Raw genomic sequence first — 16,614 nt, 5'->3', positions numbered from 1 at the left:
CCCGGGGAAAAATATCCACTCAATTATCACAATTGCAGTTTTCTCTCACCTCGCACTATCTCAGCCCACCTACCGACACGTAGGCGGGCGGAGTTCTCACTTACGCTTTTACTGGCTCGGCACGGCTGAAGCGTTTGCCATCCGGGCTAATCGCGCGGATTTGCACATCTCCCGCTACCGCAGGGCGCGCTTTATCGTCATAACGCTGCCACTGTTTGCCGCCGTCGGTGGAATATTCAATTCCCAGGCCAGGCAGAGCAATATTCGCCTCCAACTTGCCACCGATGATGCGTGCACCAGGGACCGGCAGGCGATAACTCACCCCCGCTTTATCCATCTTGGCCAGCTCACGTTGGCCAATCAGGTTGGCAAAGCGCAGCCAGTCCTGATCCAGGGTTTTGGTATCGACCTGATGGGTTTCGCCACCTTTGTACTCACGGCCAGCTTTGTAATCCTGTTCCCAGCTTGCACGGTGCCATGCACGTTCTGCAAGCGACACGGCACGTGGGTAAATCATGTATTCCATCTGCTGGTCGGTACGTACCACTTCGCTCCACAGCTGGGCGGAAAGACCGTATGCGCCCGGCCATGGTTTATCGCTCTTGGCGGTGAAGTGGTTACCGTCACGGTCCACCGAAGTTTCGGCGTTCTGCGGCAGGTTATTCGGTGCAAAGCTGAAGATCTTCTGCTCGTCGCTGAAACGGGTGCCCCAATAGTAACCGTGCTCGTCCGGGCTGACTTCATACGGGAAGTCCATGTAGACGTAGTCCGGGTTAGAGATCACCACGTCATAACCCTTGTTCGCCCAGTCGTTAGCCGAGTCGAAACCACCCCAGTACAGGGTATCCCAGAAGTTCACCGCCACATGGTTGGTCGCGAAGGCCTTCGAGTCTTTGGCATCTTTCAGGCCGTCCTGCCACGCCTGCATTCTGTCAATGCCGTGTGCTTTCACCAACTGGCTGACTTCCAGACCGAAGTAGCTTGGCAAGTGTTCCATATCTTCCACTTTGCCGTCTTTGATGATGGCCTGGCAAACCTGCGACTTGGCCCACGGCTTGTCTTCTTTGCTCAGATCGAGGATGCCCTTGCCCGCTTCCGGGTTTTTCACGTCGGTATAGCCAGCGCCCAGACGGATGTTCTTCGCTTCGTCCCCACCAAAGTGCCAGGTTTTCAGCGGCTGACCGGCCTCTTTGTGCATCTGGGCCACTTCACCAATCACTTTGTCCACGAAGTTTTTGGACGAATCCAGGCATGGGTTCAGGTAGCTCTGGCGGTTGAAGTATTGCACCGAGGTGGTGTTGGAGGTATCGGTCGGATCCACCAGGCGGAACTCGTTGGCTTCTTTCTCTTTCCCTTCGGCAAGCAGTTTCTTGTAGCGAGCTTCCATGGAAATAATCGCCGCACGGGCGTGCGCCGGCATGTCGATCTCAGGGATCACTTCAATCTGGCGTGCCTGAGCATATTTAACGATGTCGATATAGTCCTGACGGGAGAAGAAGCCACCGTGCGGTGCCGGGCCAGAGCCATATTGTGGCATCAGGCAGGTGGTCTCGCTCAGGTCATGACAACGCTGGCCTCCCACTTCGGTCAACTCAGGCAGGCCAGGGATCTCAATGCGCCAACCTTCGTCATCGGTCAGGTGGAAGTGGAATTTGTTCAGCTTGTAGGCTGCCATTTGATCCAGCAGGCGTAATACGGCGTCTTTTTGGTGGAAGTTACGCGCCACGTCCAGGAAGATGCCGCGGTATTGGAAGCGCGGTGCATCTTTGGCATCCAGCGTCGCGATCTTCTTGCTGCCATCCGAAGGGATTAACGACAGGATGGATTGCAGACCATAGAACACCCCAGTCTGATCGAAACCGACGATCTCGGCACCTTTCTCGCCGATCTTCAGCTGGTAGGCACCAGGCACGGCCTGATCGCCTTTGAATGCCGCTGGCTTGATATCCGTCTTGATTGGATAACCGTTCGCCTGGCTCTCAATGCCCAGCAGTGCAAAACGCTCGGCTGCGGCATCTGCCGCTGGCTTGGTCAAGGCGCTCAGTTCCAGCGCCACGCCTTTGCTCAGGTCAATATCCTTAGCATGGACTTTAACTTCCATCGGGGTTGGGATGATTTGCCCACGCAGCGATGCCATCGGCAACACTTTCAGATCCTGGTTCTTGGTGAAGCGGCTTTCCGGCACCATCAGAATGTTGTTGTCATCCTTGGTACGCTTCCACTGGTCGCCGGTGAACGGGGCAACAAACTGGTGAACATCTTCCGTATCGGTATTCGACAGGATCTTCGGCTGAGCATCGCCGGAAGTGGCATACCAGCGCGGCAGGAAGTCGGTGCGGAACAGCTGCCAGTATTCAGCGATAATCGGGATTTCCACCGCCTGATTGGCCGGGAAGCTGGTGAATTTGTCCGTCGGTTCCAGCTTATACAGATCGCCGGTGATGTGGGTGATTTTGAACTGGTCGTTATCGACCTTCAGCGTCTGGCGCGGGCTGTGGAAATAGATCGCCCAGTCTTTATCTTTGATTTCCTGATTGCCGTTGGTCAAGGTGATCAGCACCTTGTGGCAGGACGCCCAGTCGGCACCCAGCTTGGCACAGTCTACGCCGTTCTCGGCGGCACGGTTGTCCAACATCTTCAGATTGACCTGCAACTGGCTGAGTTGATCAACCACCTGCTGGTTGGCCATGGCAGAACCCACGCTACCCAATAACCCAACGGTAGCCGTCAGGGCGGCGAGAGCACTCATCTTAAACTTGTTCATCTGCAACCTCTTGCGTAATCAGTTGTTGTTAGCGCGAATTTCTTTCCACAGCTTGCCGCATTTGGCGTCATACGCCTGGCCATTGCCGGTATGGGCGGCCTGGATGCAGCTTTGGTAATCCAGCACCCGCACGGTTTCCTGCTCAGCGAACTGTTGGTGCTGTTTCTCTTGCTTCAACACGTTCAGCACCGCCTGGCAGGCCTGCAATTTCTCTGGTGAACCTTCCGCGGTATTGATACAGGCGCTGTAAGCCTGGCGCAGCTTGACATCTTCCGGTGGCGCGGCCGACTGCGAGCAGGCGCTAAGCCCGGCAACCGCGACCATAATCAGCATCAGTTTTTTCATGGTTAAAGTCCTGTGGCATTTCCCCGGCAGCCTGGCCACCGGGGAGGCGCATTAGAAGATGGTGAACGGTGCGATAACGATGAATTTGACGTCTTTCTCGTCCTGGAAGATGTTGCCGTAACCTCCGCCCCAGCTTGGGATATCGGAATGGTTGTCATACTGCGTGAAGTGCAGTTTGAACAGGGTGCCTTTGGCGCGCCCGTCCTGCATGGTGTACATCGCATCCAGGCTGTAAGCGCTCTCTCTCAGACGCTGGCTCTGATCGTATATCGGGTTGGTGCTTGGCTTGGCGTCCCAGGCGTAAACGTAGGAAGCGCCGACGGCCATGCCAGGCAGGTTCCAGTTGCTGAGGTCATACATCACGCCACCGAACACGGCTTTTTCGCCGTTGGCGTTAAAGTCGGAGCGGTTATCCCACCAGATATCGAGGCGGCCGTTTGAGGAAGCGTAGGTCGGGGTCATACGCTGCAGGAAGAAGCCTTGGTTACCTTCCGCCTTGACCATGGTGCCTTCCAGACGCCAGTTGAACTGGCCGGTGGTATAACCGAAGGTCAGCGCCTGTAACCATGCCAGACCATCATAGATGCTGTTCGGATCGCGATTATCACCGATGCGGTCTTCTGCGCCGTAGAACTGGTAGCTGGTGGTCATTGGGTTGCCAGCCAGGTCAAACTTGTAAGACGCCTTGGTGAAATACTGATTCACGTAGCCTTGCGCCTGGCCAAACGCGGCTTCCAGCACCAGGTCGTTTTTGAAATCGTATTTGGCACCCAGCGAGTGCAGGTAGGACACGTTGGTCTTGCGATCGTTCTGACGGAAATCGTCCATCTCGATGTGCCAAGGCGCTTTGTATTTGTTGGTCCACATGTAGGAGAAACTCAACGCACCTGAATCGCCATAGTCAAAATTGGCCCCGGCTTCAGCACCCTGGTAGGTACCCGGCATAAAGCTCCAGTGCGGGGCCAGCAACGTTTGCCCGGTTGGCTGGATATAACCGGCACGTGCCCAGACCGGGCCATACTTGAATTTACCGGCTGCTTTATACAGGCTGATACCGCTTTTATCGCCGGAGTAATCTTCGTCATAGGTACGGTTACGGCTTGAGAACGCGATTTCGTTCGGGTGGCCACTCTCGCTGGATTCGGCCATTTCAATGGCGGTGAACGCCGCCACATCGAGACCAAACATGTCCGCCGCATAGCCGGAGGTGAAATCCAGGTTGGCGTTCCAGGTAGAGTGAGAGAGGTTGGTTTTAAAATCACCGGTTTCAACGTCTTTACGATCGCGTTGACGTTGCCAGTAATACACCCCACCGGTCAACGTAGAATCATCGATAAACCCTTCCGCTTGCGCTTCTGGGGCCATGACGAATCCGCTTCCTAATAGTGCACCCGCGACTGCGAGCGCCAGCGTTTTACGCTGAGCACCGTGCGTACCCATAAGAAAATTCCTCTTTGACTTTGACTTTAAAGTGCGCCCGCCTGCGTTCACCACTGCCCTGCACGGTCGCTAATATAAAAACCCTAATCGGGTAAAATTGTGCCGGGTGATAAAATTCACCTCGGCCTTGATACTGTAGCTAGACTATTTTTCGCGACGCGAATTATCAAATGAAAAGTGAGAGAGATTTGTCAAAGTATGACAAGGTGCACACATTGATGATAATTCGTTACAATAATGAGCAAGGTCACTATTTATAAATAATTCCCAATAAAATCAGATAATAAAATCTTAAAAAAGCTAATTCCCTGTGGATTGAAAGGTTTCAGCAAGCGAAAAACGCCGATTGGCGCTAAAAATGAGAGCGCTCTATAAATGATATTAATTCGCATCGCGAATATATAAGTCGAGATGATGAAAAATGACATGCAGTGATAACCAAGTTAATTCTTAGAAAAAAACAAGCGTGATCACCGCTAACAACAGCGCAAGGGAGGGTTGGTTTTAGGGATAAAGAAAGCCGAAAAGGGTGCAGCTTGTGTGCACGGGACTAGGTGCGGAAATTTGTAGGGGACGAACATGTTCGTCCCAAGTGGGTCAGGCAGTTAACCCTCCGTCGAGGATCAGGCTCTGTCCTGTCATATAACGACTGTCATCGCCGATCAGAAATACAGCCGCCCTGGCGACCTCGCTAGCCTTGCCCAAACGCCGCAGCGGGATTTGTTTGCGCAGCGCCTTCAGCGCCTCCGGTGGGATCGCGTCTGTCATCTCGCTGTGAATGATCCCCGGCAGCAGGCAATTCACCCGGATGTTAAAGCGCGCCACCTCCAACGCCAGCGACTTGGCCAGGCCTATCATCGCCGATTTACTGGCAGCGTATGCCGTCTGCCCCACATTGCCCTTGATCCCCGTTACCGAAGACATCAGTACGATAGCTCCTTCCCCCTGCCCCATCATGGCTGGCAGCAGGTGCCGGTTCCAGTAGAATACGGCATTGAGGTTAGTGTCGATCACTTGCCGCCAGCGCTCGCTAGTTTGTTGGATATGCAAACTGTCTTGGGTGATCCCTGCATTATGGATCACCGCCACAGGCGCTCCGAGGCGGATCAACAGTTCTGGTGCTACAAGGTTCACCGCCTGATCATCACTGCCATCGCAAACAACGCTTTCCACCCAGCCAGGCAAGCCGGCACAGGCCTCAATCACCTCGGCTGAGGGCGATCGATCGCTACGGCAGGTCAGCACCACGTTCCACCGTTTGGCCAACTCTTCCACCAGCGCGCGGCCAATCCCCCGGCTACCGCCGGTCACTAAAACCCATTGTCTGGTCATAGGCTTATTTATGCTGTTCGGCCAGAGATTGGCACAGTTCACCCAGTGTCATATTGGGTTTATCGATAAACATTTCGGCACTCAACGTGGCGCCAAATTCACGCTTGGCCAGCACCATCAGTTCGACGTAATCCAGGCTATCGAGTTTTAGCTGATGCAAGGGCATCTCTGGCGAGAGGTCGTCCATCTCGAGATCTTTGGCGTCACAGATCATTTCGCTGACGGTGAGGTAAATTTGTTGATACTTTTCCATGGTATATCCTTATGTTTTTAACTGGCCAACGGCCAGGTTTTCAAGGTGACTGCCGTTGTTATCAGCGGTTGCGACAGCGTGTTAGCCTGGATCTCCGCCCGTAACACCCAGCCGCTGTGTTTATCCCCCATGATCAACATTGGCGAAATCTGGTAGTACAGCCGCTCTGCAAGGTGAAAATGGGGATCGGGAGTAAAAAGCTGGGCGCTAAAGTGGGTCTCATGGTGTGTCTGCACCACCGGGATCTGCGCGAACACGTCGAGCAGCGTCTCGGCAGCCAGTTCGGGAAACGCTGCGCTCAGCGTTGCCGGCGATTGCACCAACAGCTGAAATAACAGCGCATCAAAGAACCCCCAAGTCTGAGTGATATCCGAGACCTCTCCGGGAAATCGGCGGGCTAATGCCATCACTTCAGCCATCGTCAGCGAGTGTTCCTTCACGCCAACACTCAATGGCAAGAGTGGTGCCGAAGTCAGCGTGCTGCTAAAACAGCGTTCCTGCGTGGTACTGTCCAGCAGCGTACCGGTCACCGAGCTTCCCTTGCTGGCTATCTGCAACTGATAGGACGTCTGGCACAACACTGGCTGGCGCAAACGTGCGCGGAAGGTATAGCCATCCTGATCCGGCGCTGCAGCCAGCAGGGCTGTGCTCAGGTGGCGTTTCATATCCAGCATCGCACGCATCCCATGTACGCTCAGCTGCGCCACACCGATTTTGCGCGCCTGTTGCAGATCAAAATGGATCGGATTGTAATCGCCAGAAAATGCGGCCCAGGCTTCAGCATCTTGCACGGTATAAGTGAGGTCCATACTCATGCCTGCCCGATGACCAAGGCCGCATTAGCACCGCCAAAACCAAAGCTCAGATTCAGCGTATTTTGTAACGCTGCAGAGCGATGCCCCTCACCGATGTAATCCAGATCGCATTGTGGATCGGCATTCGTCAGGTGACAGGTCGCGGGCATCACCTGATGCTGCATGGCTTGCAGGCAAATAATGGATTCAAAACTGCCCGCCGCCGCAATCAGATGCCCGGAGTAAGATTTGGTGCTGGAAAGCGGTGTGCTAAAAGCGGCTTCACCGAAGGCCAGTTTGATGGCCTGTGTTTCGTTCAGATCGTTGAGCGGCGTAGAAGTGCCATGCGCATTGATATAGTCGATATCCGCCGCCGCCAATCCCGCCTGATCTAATGCTCGCGCGATAGTCTTGACCCGGGCAAGCTTGTCTTCGGCTGGGGCAGTAAAATCGACGGCATCGGAATAATTACCGTAACCTTTGATTTCGCCAAGGATAGTTGCCCCGCGAGCCAGCGCGGCTTCCCGCTCCTCCAGGCACAAAACGGCCGCCCCTTCGGATAGCACAAAACCGTTGCGATCCAGGCTGAACGGGCAGCAGGCCTTGCGGATATCTTCCTGCTCGCTCGCCAACGCACGAAGGATGTCGATGTTCCACACTGCGGCATCGGTACGCAGCGACTCCCCGGCCCCGGCAAGCATCATGGAGGCGCGACCACTGCGGATCACCTCAAAAGCATCACCGATGGCGATCGTCCCGGTCGCACAGGCCGCAATCGGGCTGTTTTGATAACCGCGCAGGCCCCAGAACAGGCTGCACGCCGCCGTAGCCGCATTCGGCATCGACAGGAAACAGCCAAACGGTGACCCCAAACCCGTGCGCAGATAGCCTTCATAATTCATATGGGTTTCATCCTGCCCCGCCCAGCCGCTGCCCATAATCGTGCCGCACTCCAGCAGATCGTAATGGGCCGCCGGGCTGTCGCCCTGAAACGCCATAGCCATCGCCTCACGGGCTGCGGCCAACACCAGCCGGGCAAAACGTGGCAGGCGACGACGGATCGCCGCAGGAACCCCTTTCAAGCTAGGCTCCTCGTCGATCAGCCCCAGAAAACGCGACTGGATCCCGACGCTGGATTTATCGCAATAACGGTAACCTAGCTGATAATCCATGATCGCTGCCCAGCTTTGCGCTGCGCTCATTCCCAGCGGCGTCACCGCCCCGTAACCGGTGACCACCACTCGGCGCGGCATTAAACCTTTATTCATGATTTCCCCTTTCCCTGTCATTGTCTTTTGTCACACCGCCGCCCAGTGCCAGCCAGAGTTTCATGGTGGCATTGAGGTAACCGTACTGCAGATCCGCCAGATTATTTTCAATGGTCAGCAGGGCATCTTCTGCATCCAGCAGAGTCTGGAAAGAAACGGCTCCCGCCTGGTATTGGCTAGTCACCAGCGCTAAACGCTGCTGGCCTAGCTGCAGATTCTGCTGCTGGTTTTTTCTTTGCTGCTGATAGCCAAGCCGCTGCGTCATGGCGTTATCCACATCGGATAAGGCGCTGTAGACCGTGCTGCGAAACACAATCGCCGCCTGCCTGACATCCAGATCCGACTTTTCGATGGTCAGTTGTACGGTGTTCCATTCCACAAACGGTAAGGCAGCGTTAGCGCCCAGTGTTCTGGCCGGGTTACTGAACCACTGCTGGAAAACATGACTGGCAGCCCCGAGTGAGGCACTCAGCGAAAGCGTCGGATAAAAGCCCAGGCGGGCCACATCCGAACCTGCCAACGCCGCGCGCAGCTGGCTTTCCGCCGCTTTCACATCCGGGCGGCGGGCGATAACCTCAACCGGCAGCATCTTGGCTATCGGTACATCCTGGTGGGTGTCCAGAGAAGATCGCTCTACCTGACGATCGGTGGGCGAACGGTTGAACAGGATGGCCAACGCGTTGCGGGCCTCCTCGCGCTGTTGTTGCAACAGGCGCAGACGGTTTTCACGCTCGATCACCGATTGCTGCGCCTGCAATACATCAAGTTGCCCAGCCGCGCCTGCTGCGTAACGGGACTGCACCATGTCGAGCGTCTGCTTACTGATTTCCAGCCCGGTTTGCTGTTGCGTGATCTGCTGATTGAGGCTGGCGATCTGCCAGTAATAGCGCGCGGTATCACCAATCAATATCAACGCGGTGTTTTCCCGATCCTGCTCCGAGGCCTCAACCTGCCACTGTGCCTGTTCTCTGGCCCGCGCCAGCTTGCCCCACAAATCCAGTTCATAGCTCAGATCCAGCGAGGTGCGGTAAGACTCCGTCGGGGTGGTATTGCTGCGCAGGTTTTTTTCATTGCTGGCGCCGCCGCTAACCGCCACGTCCGGCGTCAGGTTGGTATTCGTTAACCCCGCAGCCAGCCGCGCCTGCTGTAGCTGCAATCCGGCAATCGCCAGATCGTTGTTACTGGTCAGCACCCGACCAATCAGTGTCGAGAGCTGTGGATCGTCAAAGCTGTCCCACCAGCGTTGGCTGTGCTGTAAATAACCTGCCCCGCTCTCCTGCTGCCGCCATTCGGAGGGCACAGAAAGCATGGGTTGCTGATAGTCGCTTTTGACTAATGAGCCACACCCCGTCAGCAACAAGGGGAATAGCAGTGTCCAGGAAAGTTTGCCCATCATCATTCGCGTGCCAGCGCCTCCGTAGGGTGAAGGCGCGCTGCATTACGCGCTGGGAAAAAGCCAAACCCCAGGCCGATCAGCGCCGAAAATCCGCAGGCCAGCACCATCGGTGGCCAGGTAAAGATCATGGAAAACTCCTGCGTTACCCAGGAGAAAATCACCCCGGCCAGCCCGGCACCGATAATGCCAATCAGCCCACCTAGCGAGCAGATCACCATCGCTTCGATCAGGAACTGGCGCATAATATCCGCAGGACGCGCCCCAACCGACAGGCGGATGCCGATCTCATGGGTTCGTTCCGTCACGGAGACCAGCATGATATTCATCACGCCAACGCCCCCCACCAGCAGGGAAATTCCGGCGATGGCGGTAATTAGCAGCGTCATGGAATCCGACGCCTTGCGGATGGCCTGCGTCATCTGGTCATTGGTCTGGGTGAAAAAGTCACGCTGGCCATGCGCCTGCTCCAGTAATGCTTCTACCCGGCCTTGCACCTCACGTAATGAAATGCCGTCATTGACCCGCAGGGTTATTGATTCGATCGGCATATTGCCGGACATCCGCTCCAGTAACGCGGTGTATGGCATCCACGCCCCAAGCATCATGCCGCTGAACTTGCCGCCTTTACGCTCGGCAATACCGATCACCCGATAAGGCGTCCCCGCCAACTGGATGATCTCCCCCTCGGGCAACTCATCTGGCTCAAACAGCGTGGCGCGCAGTTCTGGATCGATGATCACCACCGGCTCACGCTCGTCCAGATCACGCCCGGTAAAGCCGTTGCCGGAGAGGAAATGCAGGCCCTGCACGCGAAAATACGCGTTGCTGATGCCGGAAATCGACACCATGGCCTGCTTGCCTCCACGTACCGCTTTTACCGTATTGCTGACCAACGGCGACACGCTATCGACATAAGGTTGCTCCGCCAGCAGTTCGACATCGGACACCGTGAGCGCCCGCGCAAAATCGGGGCGGAGATTATCCCAGCCCAGCCCCGGCCGGATCTCCAGCGTGCTGGTGCCCAGCTGGCTGATTTCATTGAGAATACTTTGCCTAGCCCCTTCCCCGACCGCCATGGATGACACCACCGAAGAGATACCGATGATGATACCCAGCATCGACAGAAAGGCCCGGGCGCGGTGCCCCAACAAGGCCCGCCAGGCCATCTTGACGGCCTCTTTCACGCTTTGCCAAAACCTTGTACGGCCAGTAGCCACCGCAACCGGCAGCGCTGGCGGGGCCTCCAACGGCGCGACGGCATGATTGGCCTTGTCGGAAATAATCTCACCGTCGCTGATTTCAATGATGCGCTGTGCCTGGTTGGCGATATCACGATCATGGGTCACGATAATCAGAGTGTGTCCTGCCTGGTGCAGCGCGTGCAGGATCCCCATTAACTCCTGGCCGCTGGCACGATCGAGCGCCCCCGTCGGTTCGTCAGCCAGAATGATTTCCGCCCCGTTCATCAGTGCCCGGGCAATACTGACCCGCTGTTGCTGGCCACCGGAAAGCTGGGCCGGTTTGTAATGGATACGCTGCTGCAACCCAAGCCGGGTCAGTAAATACTCGGCCCGTTGCTGACGTTCAGCCGTCGGCATCGCCGTATACAGAGCCGGGATGGCGACGTTTTCAGCGGCGCTGAGGTACGGCATCAGATGATAGCGCTGGAAAATAAATCCTATGTACTGGCTGCGTAATTGAGCCAACTGTTCGCTACTGGCCTGGGGGGTGGAAATACCCTTGATGGACATCTCCCCCTGCGTCGGCTTATCCAGGCAGCCGATAATATTCATCAGCGTGGATTTACCCGATCCGGAAGCGCCAATGATCGCCACCATTTCACCCCGCTGAATGGTGAGTGAGATAGCTTTCAACACCGCCACCGTCTGCAATCCGGACACAAAATGGCGGGATACGCCGCGCAGGGCGATCAAAGGCTCATTATGTTCAGCCATGATGATCGCTTCCCGTCACCGAGGAGCTCAACACCACGCGATCTCCCTCGTTGAGCCCTTCTTTGACTTCGGCAAACTGCCGGTCATTAAGCCCAATACGGACCCAACGTAGCTCAAGCTGCTTGCCATTCATCACCTGCACCTGATAGCGGTCTGCATCCCGCTGTGCACCAAAGGCGGCAACCGGCACTCGCAGGATATTCCTGGCCTGTTCGGTGATGATAAACACCTGGGCAGTCATTGAGGTTCGTAGCAAACGCTGGGCGTTGGCGATCACAAATACGCCGTTGTAATACACCGCAGAGGCTTGTTGGCTCGAGGACGTCGCGAGGCTGTCGTCCAGCAAGGCCTCGCCAGGCGCTTCCTGGATCGATCCCATCACACTCTCATAGCGCTTTTTCGGATCGGCAACCACGTAAAACCACAGGGGCTGCCCAACGCGAACCTTGAGGATGTCCGTTTCTGAAATACGGGTATGCACTGACATGGTATCGACATCCGCCAACACCAAAATGGTGGGTACGGTTTGAGAAGAGACAATGGTTTGCCCCTCTTTGGTGACAATCCCCAACACTTCACCATCAATCGGCGCGACAATGCGGGTAAAGCCCAGGTTGGCGCGGGCCGTTTCCAGCTCCATCTGCGCCTGAACGATTTGGGCATCATTCACCTTTAGCTGGGCGACCTGCGTCTGGAGCTGGGCCTGGGCTTTCTGCAACTCACTTTTTATGCCGGAGCCTTCGCGATCCATTCTGCGCTGCCGGGTCAGTTCCTGCTGATACTGTTTAAGCATCGCCTGAGTGACCTGTTTCTGCGCCTGCGCGCTTTGTAATGCCGCTTCTGATTTACGCAGCGCATTCTGCTGCAACGTAGGATCAATCTCCGCCAACAGTTGCCCGCGAGTGACGCGATCCCCCTGTTTCACATACAGCTTTTGCAGTTGCCCGTTGACCTGCGCCCCGACGCTGACTTGCAGCAACGGTTTAAGTACCCCGGTAGCCAGCACCGTTTTCTCAATGTCACCGCGGGTAATTTCGGCAGTATTGAGGGTGCCATCTGATGTTGGCGTCATGGCATACCAGACAATCGCACCGCTCAATGCGGCCAATGCCAGCACAACCATCAGCAGCTTCGTTCCTGTCATTTTAATCTTCATGAGTATGCTGCCGCTGTCAGGTCTGGTTGCGATGCGAACAGGGTATCAACCTGCGCCATCCCCCCATTGTCCATGCGATAAACCCGATCAAACATCGACAGCACGCTTTCGCTGTGTGTCACGGTGATCAGCGTTTTGTGCTGTTCACGGCAATGGGCAAGCAAGGTCGTCATCACCTGATGCGCCGTATTTTCATCCAGGTTGGCTGTGGGTTCATCCAGCACCAGCACCGGGCAGTTGCTGTACATTGCCCGTGCCAGCAACAGGCGTTGGCGCTGCCCCAGGGATAACCCGGCATGGCTTTCACGGATCAGGGCGTTGAGGCCACCCGGCAGTTTTTCTACTACCGAGTGCAGATTCAGCCCCTCGAGGGAACGTTTAATCCGCTGGTGTTGATGCTCATCCACGTTCTCATCAAACAGCGTGATGTTCTCTAGCACCGAGGCATTGAACAAAATATCTTCCTGACTTTGCAGGAAGAACAAGGTGTGTAGCTGCCGATAATCGACCGGTTGACCATCGACCACCACCTCACCTTGCTGCGGAGCCATCAGGCCGGTCATCACTTTCAGCAGCGTGCTTTTGCCCGTCCCCGACTCACCGACAATGGCAATCCGTTGGCCGGGTTGCAGCGATATCGACAAATCATGCAGCACCGGCAACTGGGCATCGTAGGCAAAGACAATATGGCGAAAACTCAACCGAGAGCTGAACTGCGGGAGCGTTTTAGGTGCCGCTTCATGCTCAGAACTGGAAGGAAACAGATCCCGCGCACGGGTATCAATGACGTGCAGCTGGTTCTTTTGCAAAATGGCGTAGAATATTTTGGTGATATACGAAGTGAAAATCTCCCGCACAAAACTGTAGGCAAAAAACTCCCCCAGCGTCAGAACCCCCTTTTTCAACAATGGCAACGCCAGCAGCATGAAAAACACCATCTCCAGGCTGCCGATCAGCTGATACAGGCTGCTTTTTACCTGCTCATAGATCCTCTGCTGCTGCTGGCAGGTAAACAGAGACAGCGCGTAGCGGGCAAACACGCTTTTGCGCTGGCTGTCCAGCCCAGCGGATTTGATGGTGGAAAAACCCTGAATGCTTTCCAGAATAAAATCGCTTTGCTCCGCCGTTTTTACCTGCAACTGCTGGGTGTAATAGCGATCGCGATAGATGGCCCAGATGCTGATCAATCCCATTAGCGTCACGCCAACGCCAGAGACCATCGCCAGCAGCGGGCTCATGTAACACATAACGCCTAACGCGATAGCACCGATAATCCAATCGGTACGCAGGCCGTTATCCAGCTCAATCTTGATGCCGGACGCAAGCTGCCAGTTGGAAAAGCGGCTGAACACGTCGCCCGGTGCGCGTTTGGCAAAGAAGTTGAGCGAATTACCGAGTAACCGCGAGAAACCGGCAACGCTGTTGACCACCACAAAGCGTTTGATAAACCGCTCCGTAACCCAACGCACGGCGAAAGCCAGCAGGGTAGAAACAAAAAACGCCAGCAGGAAATAGAAATACGGGAAGTCGGCGTCACCCGCCGAGGAGTAAACCTGATTGATGGCGCTGCCTACCATCGTCGGCATGATGAACAGGGTTAAGGAGATCAGAAAGGCCAGCACCATCAGCCGATAGATACCCGGCATTCTGGCGGTCTCTTTCAGGCTCATGCACTCCAGGGCTTTAAAACTCGTACTGCGCTTTTTATCAGCCTGTGCCTTTGGGTCGGGTTGTCTTTCACTGTCCAGCACCAGCGCGTAGCCGCTGATTTCCAGTTTTAATGCATCGATGGGCAACAGCTGCTGGCCTATCGCCGGGTTCATCACACAAACATAGTTGCCTTGGCGGTACGCCAACAGCACATAGTGGCTGGCACCGTAGTGTAAAATGGCAGGCAACGGCAGCTCCGCCAGCTCACCATGATCGAAAATCACCGGGTAAGCGGGTATGGCCAGCTCAGAGAGAATGGTACATAACGTGGTCAACGAGGTGCCATGCTGCGACGCTGGATAGCGTTCACGCAAGTTCTCCAGCGGGGCATCGATGCCCTGCGTCTGCGCCAGCATGGCGATGCAGGCCAACCCACACTCATTGGTTTCACCTTGAAAAACCTGCGTCGGGATTATCTTTTCCATGATCTGACTTCTTCAATTTCCAGATTATTCATTGATAAAAAATAACGAATGCGAGTGCCATAACAGCCAGTCTTCAGGATGCCGAGCTATCGACGCTTCAATGATTTCCGGCAGCCTGGCCTTCAGGCTGCGAGCCTGCACCGGTGGCTCAATATGGATTTTGAGTTCCTGGTCGTAATACAGGTAATAAAAAACCACCTGCGCCGATAACGCCCGGGCAATGCGTATCACTCCGCTGTGCAGATTGGCAGGGCGATCAAAAAGCCGACAAGGTAGTTTTGCCGTTGCCGCCGTATTGGCATTGACGGTGTAATCAGGGGTGATATCAGGGAAGATCATGATGTTGCGCCGATGATCCGCTGCCTCCATGATCGCCGCCATCAGGTTGCCGGCAATTTCCCGGCTATCGTCATGGATCGAACAATAAGCAAGATTGACCTTTCCTAGCTGGCGGACTTGTTCCTGATAGATTTCCACACTACTGGAAACGATCACCGTTGCCTGACCAGGGAAAGCCGCCCCCCCAACCATCCCGGCCAACACATCGGAAACCATATGCAACGGAGCTAGCACCACCGGCGAACCGGCTTGATGCAAAGGCTCCACCACGGCATTCAACTGCGCTTTACAACGCTCCATCTGAGCCTGTATCTGTGGGCTTTGCCCATAGGTAGCGGCCAGATCCAATAGCCGCCGACGATAGCTCATCCCGGCAAAATCCAATTTACGGCCATCGCCAAGCAAGCACTGCTTATTGGCGGCGGCCACAAAAGCACGCCTACGCTCCCCTCGGTCTCCCAGCCGCAACCTTCTGCCCCACGCCGCCAGCACAAGAAACCAACGATAATCACCGTGCTGCAATAACCAACAGACGGCACCTCTCTGTGCTTTGCGCAAGGGCGCCAGACTACGCATCAGCGTTGCCAGGCTATTTCGCCATGCCAGATAGGCCCACACAGCAAAGAAACGCATTAGGGCTCCAGCGGCTTGTCATGCTGTAACAACGACAACAAGTGGTCAGCAAACTCGGGGAACTCACGATCCTGCAGTGCCAACCATTTCCTGTTGACGATAAAGCTCGGCGTTGCATCTATGTTGTAATAGCGGGAGACTTCGGTCATATAGCTCAGCAAGGCTTTCACCTGCGGGGTCTGGCTAACACGGGCGTACTCCTCGAGATCGATATTTTGCTCCTGCAGCCAGATATCACGATTTTTAGGGTTACTCAGATCGACCTTGTCCCGGATAATTGCGTCATAGGCGCTTTGACGGTGCTGCGGTTCAATGCCCATTACCGTTAACGTCGCAAACAACGAGGAAAAACTGGCCAAACCATTCATCTGCTCGTTATTGATATGCAAACGGACCAACTTGCTCCCGGCAGGCATCCGCGCTTCCAGCTTATCCAGGTTTTCTTCATTCAGGGCGCAGTAGTGGCAGCCATAAGAGAAGAGTTCGATAAGGGTATTGCCTTCTTTGATCGGACTATTGTTAACCTTATTATTATCGAAAGCGATCAGGCTTTGCTGATCGTCATTAGTATTCAATACAAAATAGTGAAAATAGGCTGTCGTCATAAGTGATGAAACAATAATAACCACTAACGTATACAGGGTAATAAACAGAGGGGTTCTGAACATAAAAACTCGTCCTAAAAAGGCCTGCTAATTAGCTTTATCGTTGCGAAACAGGCTGACACGAAAAAGTCGCATCAGCACTGAAGTAAACGCTGAATAAGGGTCCACGTTATCCGCCCTTACTGGACACAGGCTTGAG

Annotated in this window: 13 protein-coding genes; all 13 read right to left on the bottom strand. The window is 55.1% G+C overall.

Going from position 1 to position 16,614, the window contains the following annotated elements; genetic code table 11:
* Positions 1-100: 100 nt before the first annotated feature.
* The 13 genes from KGP26_RS07970 to KGP26_RS07910 all read right to left on the bottom strand — a co-directional run bounded on the left by KGP26_RS07970 (position 101) and on the right by KGP26_RS07910 (position 16,478).
* Positions 101-2,764: a beta-N-acetylhexosaminidase gene (locus KGP26_RS07970; RefSeq protein ID WP_223665258.1), complete on the bottom strand. Its 2,664-nt coding sequence runs from the start codon at positions 2,762-2,764 to the stop codon at positions 101-103.
* An 18-nt stretch (positions 2,765-2,782) separates the two neighbouring features.
* On the bottom strand, positions 2,783-3,109 hold the full coding sequence (gene chiQ / locus KGP26_RS07965) for a ChiQ/YbfN family lipoprotein (protein WP_021805302.1): 327 nt from the start codon (positions 3,107-3,109) through the stop codon (positions 2,783-2,785).
* Positions 3,110-3,160: 51 nt separating this feature from the next.
* Positions 3,161-4,549 (bottom strand): OprD family outer membrane porin, encoded by a 1,389-nt coding sequence (locus KGP26_RS07960; RefSeq protein ID WP_094982660.1) that lies wholly within the window; start codon positions 4,547-4,549, stop codon positions 3,161-3,163.
* A 597-nt stretch (positions 4,550-5,146) separates the two neighbouring features.
* Positions 5,147-5,881, bottom strand: coding sequence for an SDR family oxidoreductase (locus tag KGP26_RS07955; RefSeq protein WP_223665257.1), 735 nt, complete (start codon positions 5,879-5,881; stop codon positions 5,147-5,149).
* A gap of 4 nt (positions 5,882-5,885) precedes the next feature.
* On the bottom strand, positions 5,886-6,134 hold the full coding sequence (locus KGP26_RS07950) for an acyl carrier protein (RefSeq protein ID WP_021805305.1): 249 nt from the start codon (positions 6,132-6,134) through the stop codon (positions 5,886-5,888).
* A 17-nt stretch (positions 6,135-6,151) separates the two neighbouring features.
* Positions 6,152-6,943, bottom strand: a complete 792-nt coding sequence (locus tag KGP26_RS07945; RefSeq protein WP_223537970.1) for a MaoC/PaaZ C-terminal domain-containing protein — start codon at positions 6,941-6,943, stop codon at positions 6,152-6,154.
* 2 nt (positions 6,944-6,945) lie between these two features.
* A complete protein-coding gene (locus KGP26_RS07940) occupies positions 6,946-8,196 on the bottom strand; it encodes a beta-ketoacyl-[acyl-carrier-protein] synthase family protein (RefSeq protein ID WP_223537968.1) in 1,251 nt (416 codons plus the stop codon).
* Positions 8,189-9,592: an efflux transporter outer membrane subunit gene (locus tag KGP26_RS07935; RefSeq protein WP_371824860.1), complete on the bottom strand. Its 1,404-nt coding sequence runs from the start codon at positions 9,590-9,592 to the stop codon at positions 8,189-8,191. The genes KGP26_RS07940 and KGP26_RS07935 overlap by 8 nt, the downstream gene beginning before the upstream one ends.
* Positions 9,592-11,547, bottom strand: a complete 1,956-nt coding sequence (locus KGP26_RS07930) for an ABC transporter permease (RefSeq protein WP_223665256.1) — start codon at positions 11,545-11,547, stop codon at positions 9,592-9,594. Before KGP26_RS07930 ends, KGP26_RS07935 begins: the two co-directional genes overlap by 1 nt.
* Positions 11,540-12,691, bottom strand: a complete 1,152-nt coding sequence (locus KGP26_RS07925; RefSeq protein ID WP_371824939.1) for an efflux RND transporter periplasmic adaptor subunit — start codon at positions 12,689-12,691, stop codon at positions 11,540-11,542. The genes KGP26_RS07930 and KGP26_RS07925 overlap by 8 nt, the downstream gene beginning before the upstream one ends.
* Before the next feature lie 8 nt (positions 12,692-12,699).
* Complete coding sequence (locus KGP26_RS07920; protein ID WP_223665255.1) at positions 12,700-14,838, bottom strand: peptidase domain-containing ABC transporter; 2,139 nt, start codon at positions 14,836-14,838, stop codon at positions 12,700-12,702.
* A gap of 24 nt (positions 14,839-14,862) precedes the next feature.
* Positions 14,863-15,810 carry an ABC transporter gene (locus KGP26_RS07915; RefSeq protein WP_209523547.1) on the bottom strand — a complete coding sequence of 316 codons (948 nt, stop codon included), beginning with the start codon at positions 15,808-15,810 and terminating at the stop codon, positions 14,863-14,865.
* Positions 15,810-16,478 (bottom strand): thioredoxin domain-containing protein, encoded by a 669-nt coding sequence (locus tag KGP26_RS07910; RefSeq protein WP_094982653.1) that lies wholly within the window; start codon positions 16,476-16,478, stop codon positions 15,810-15,812. Before KGP26_RS07910 ends, KGP26_RS07915 begins: the two co-directional genes overlap by 1 nt.
* Positions 16,479-16,614 lie beyond the last annotated feature (136 nt).

The organism is Serratia sp. JSRIV002, assembly GCF_019968725.1.
Classification (GTDB): domain Bacteria; phylum Pseudomonadota; class Gammaproteobacteria; order Enterobacterales; family Enterobacteriaceae; genus Chania; species Chania fonticola_B.
The sequence above is the reverse complement of the archived record's forward strand: the minus strand, read 5'-3'. Positions and strand labels throughout refer to the sequence as shown.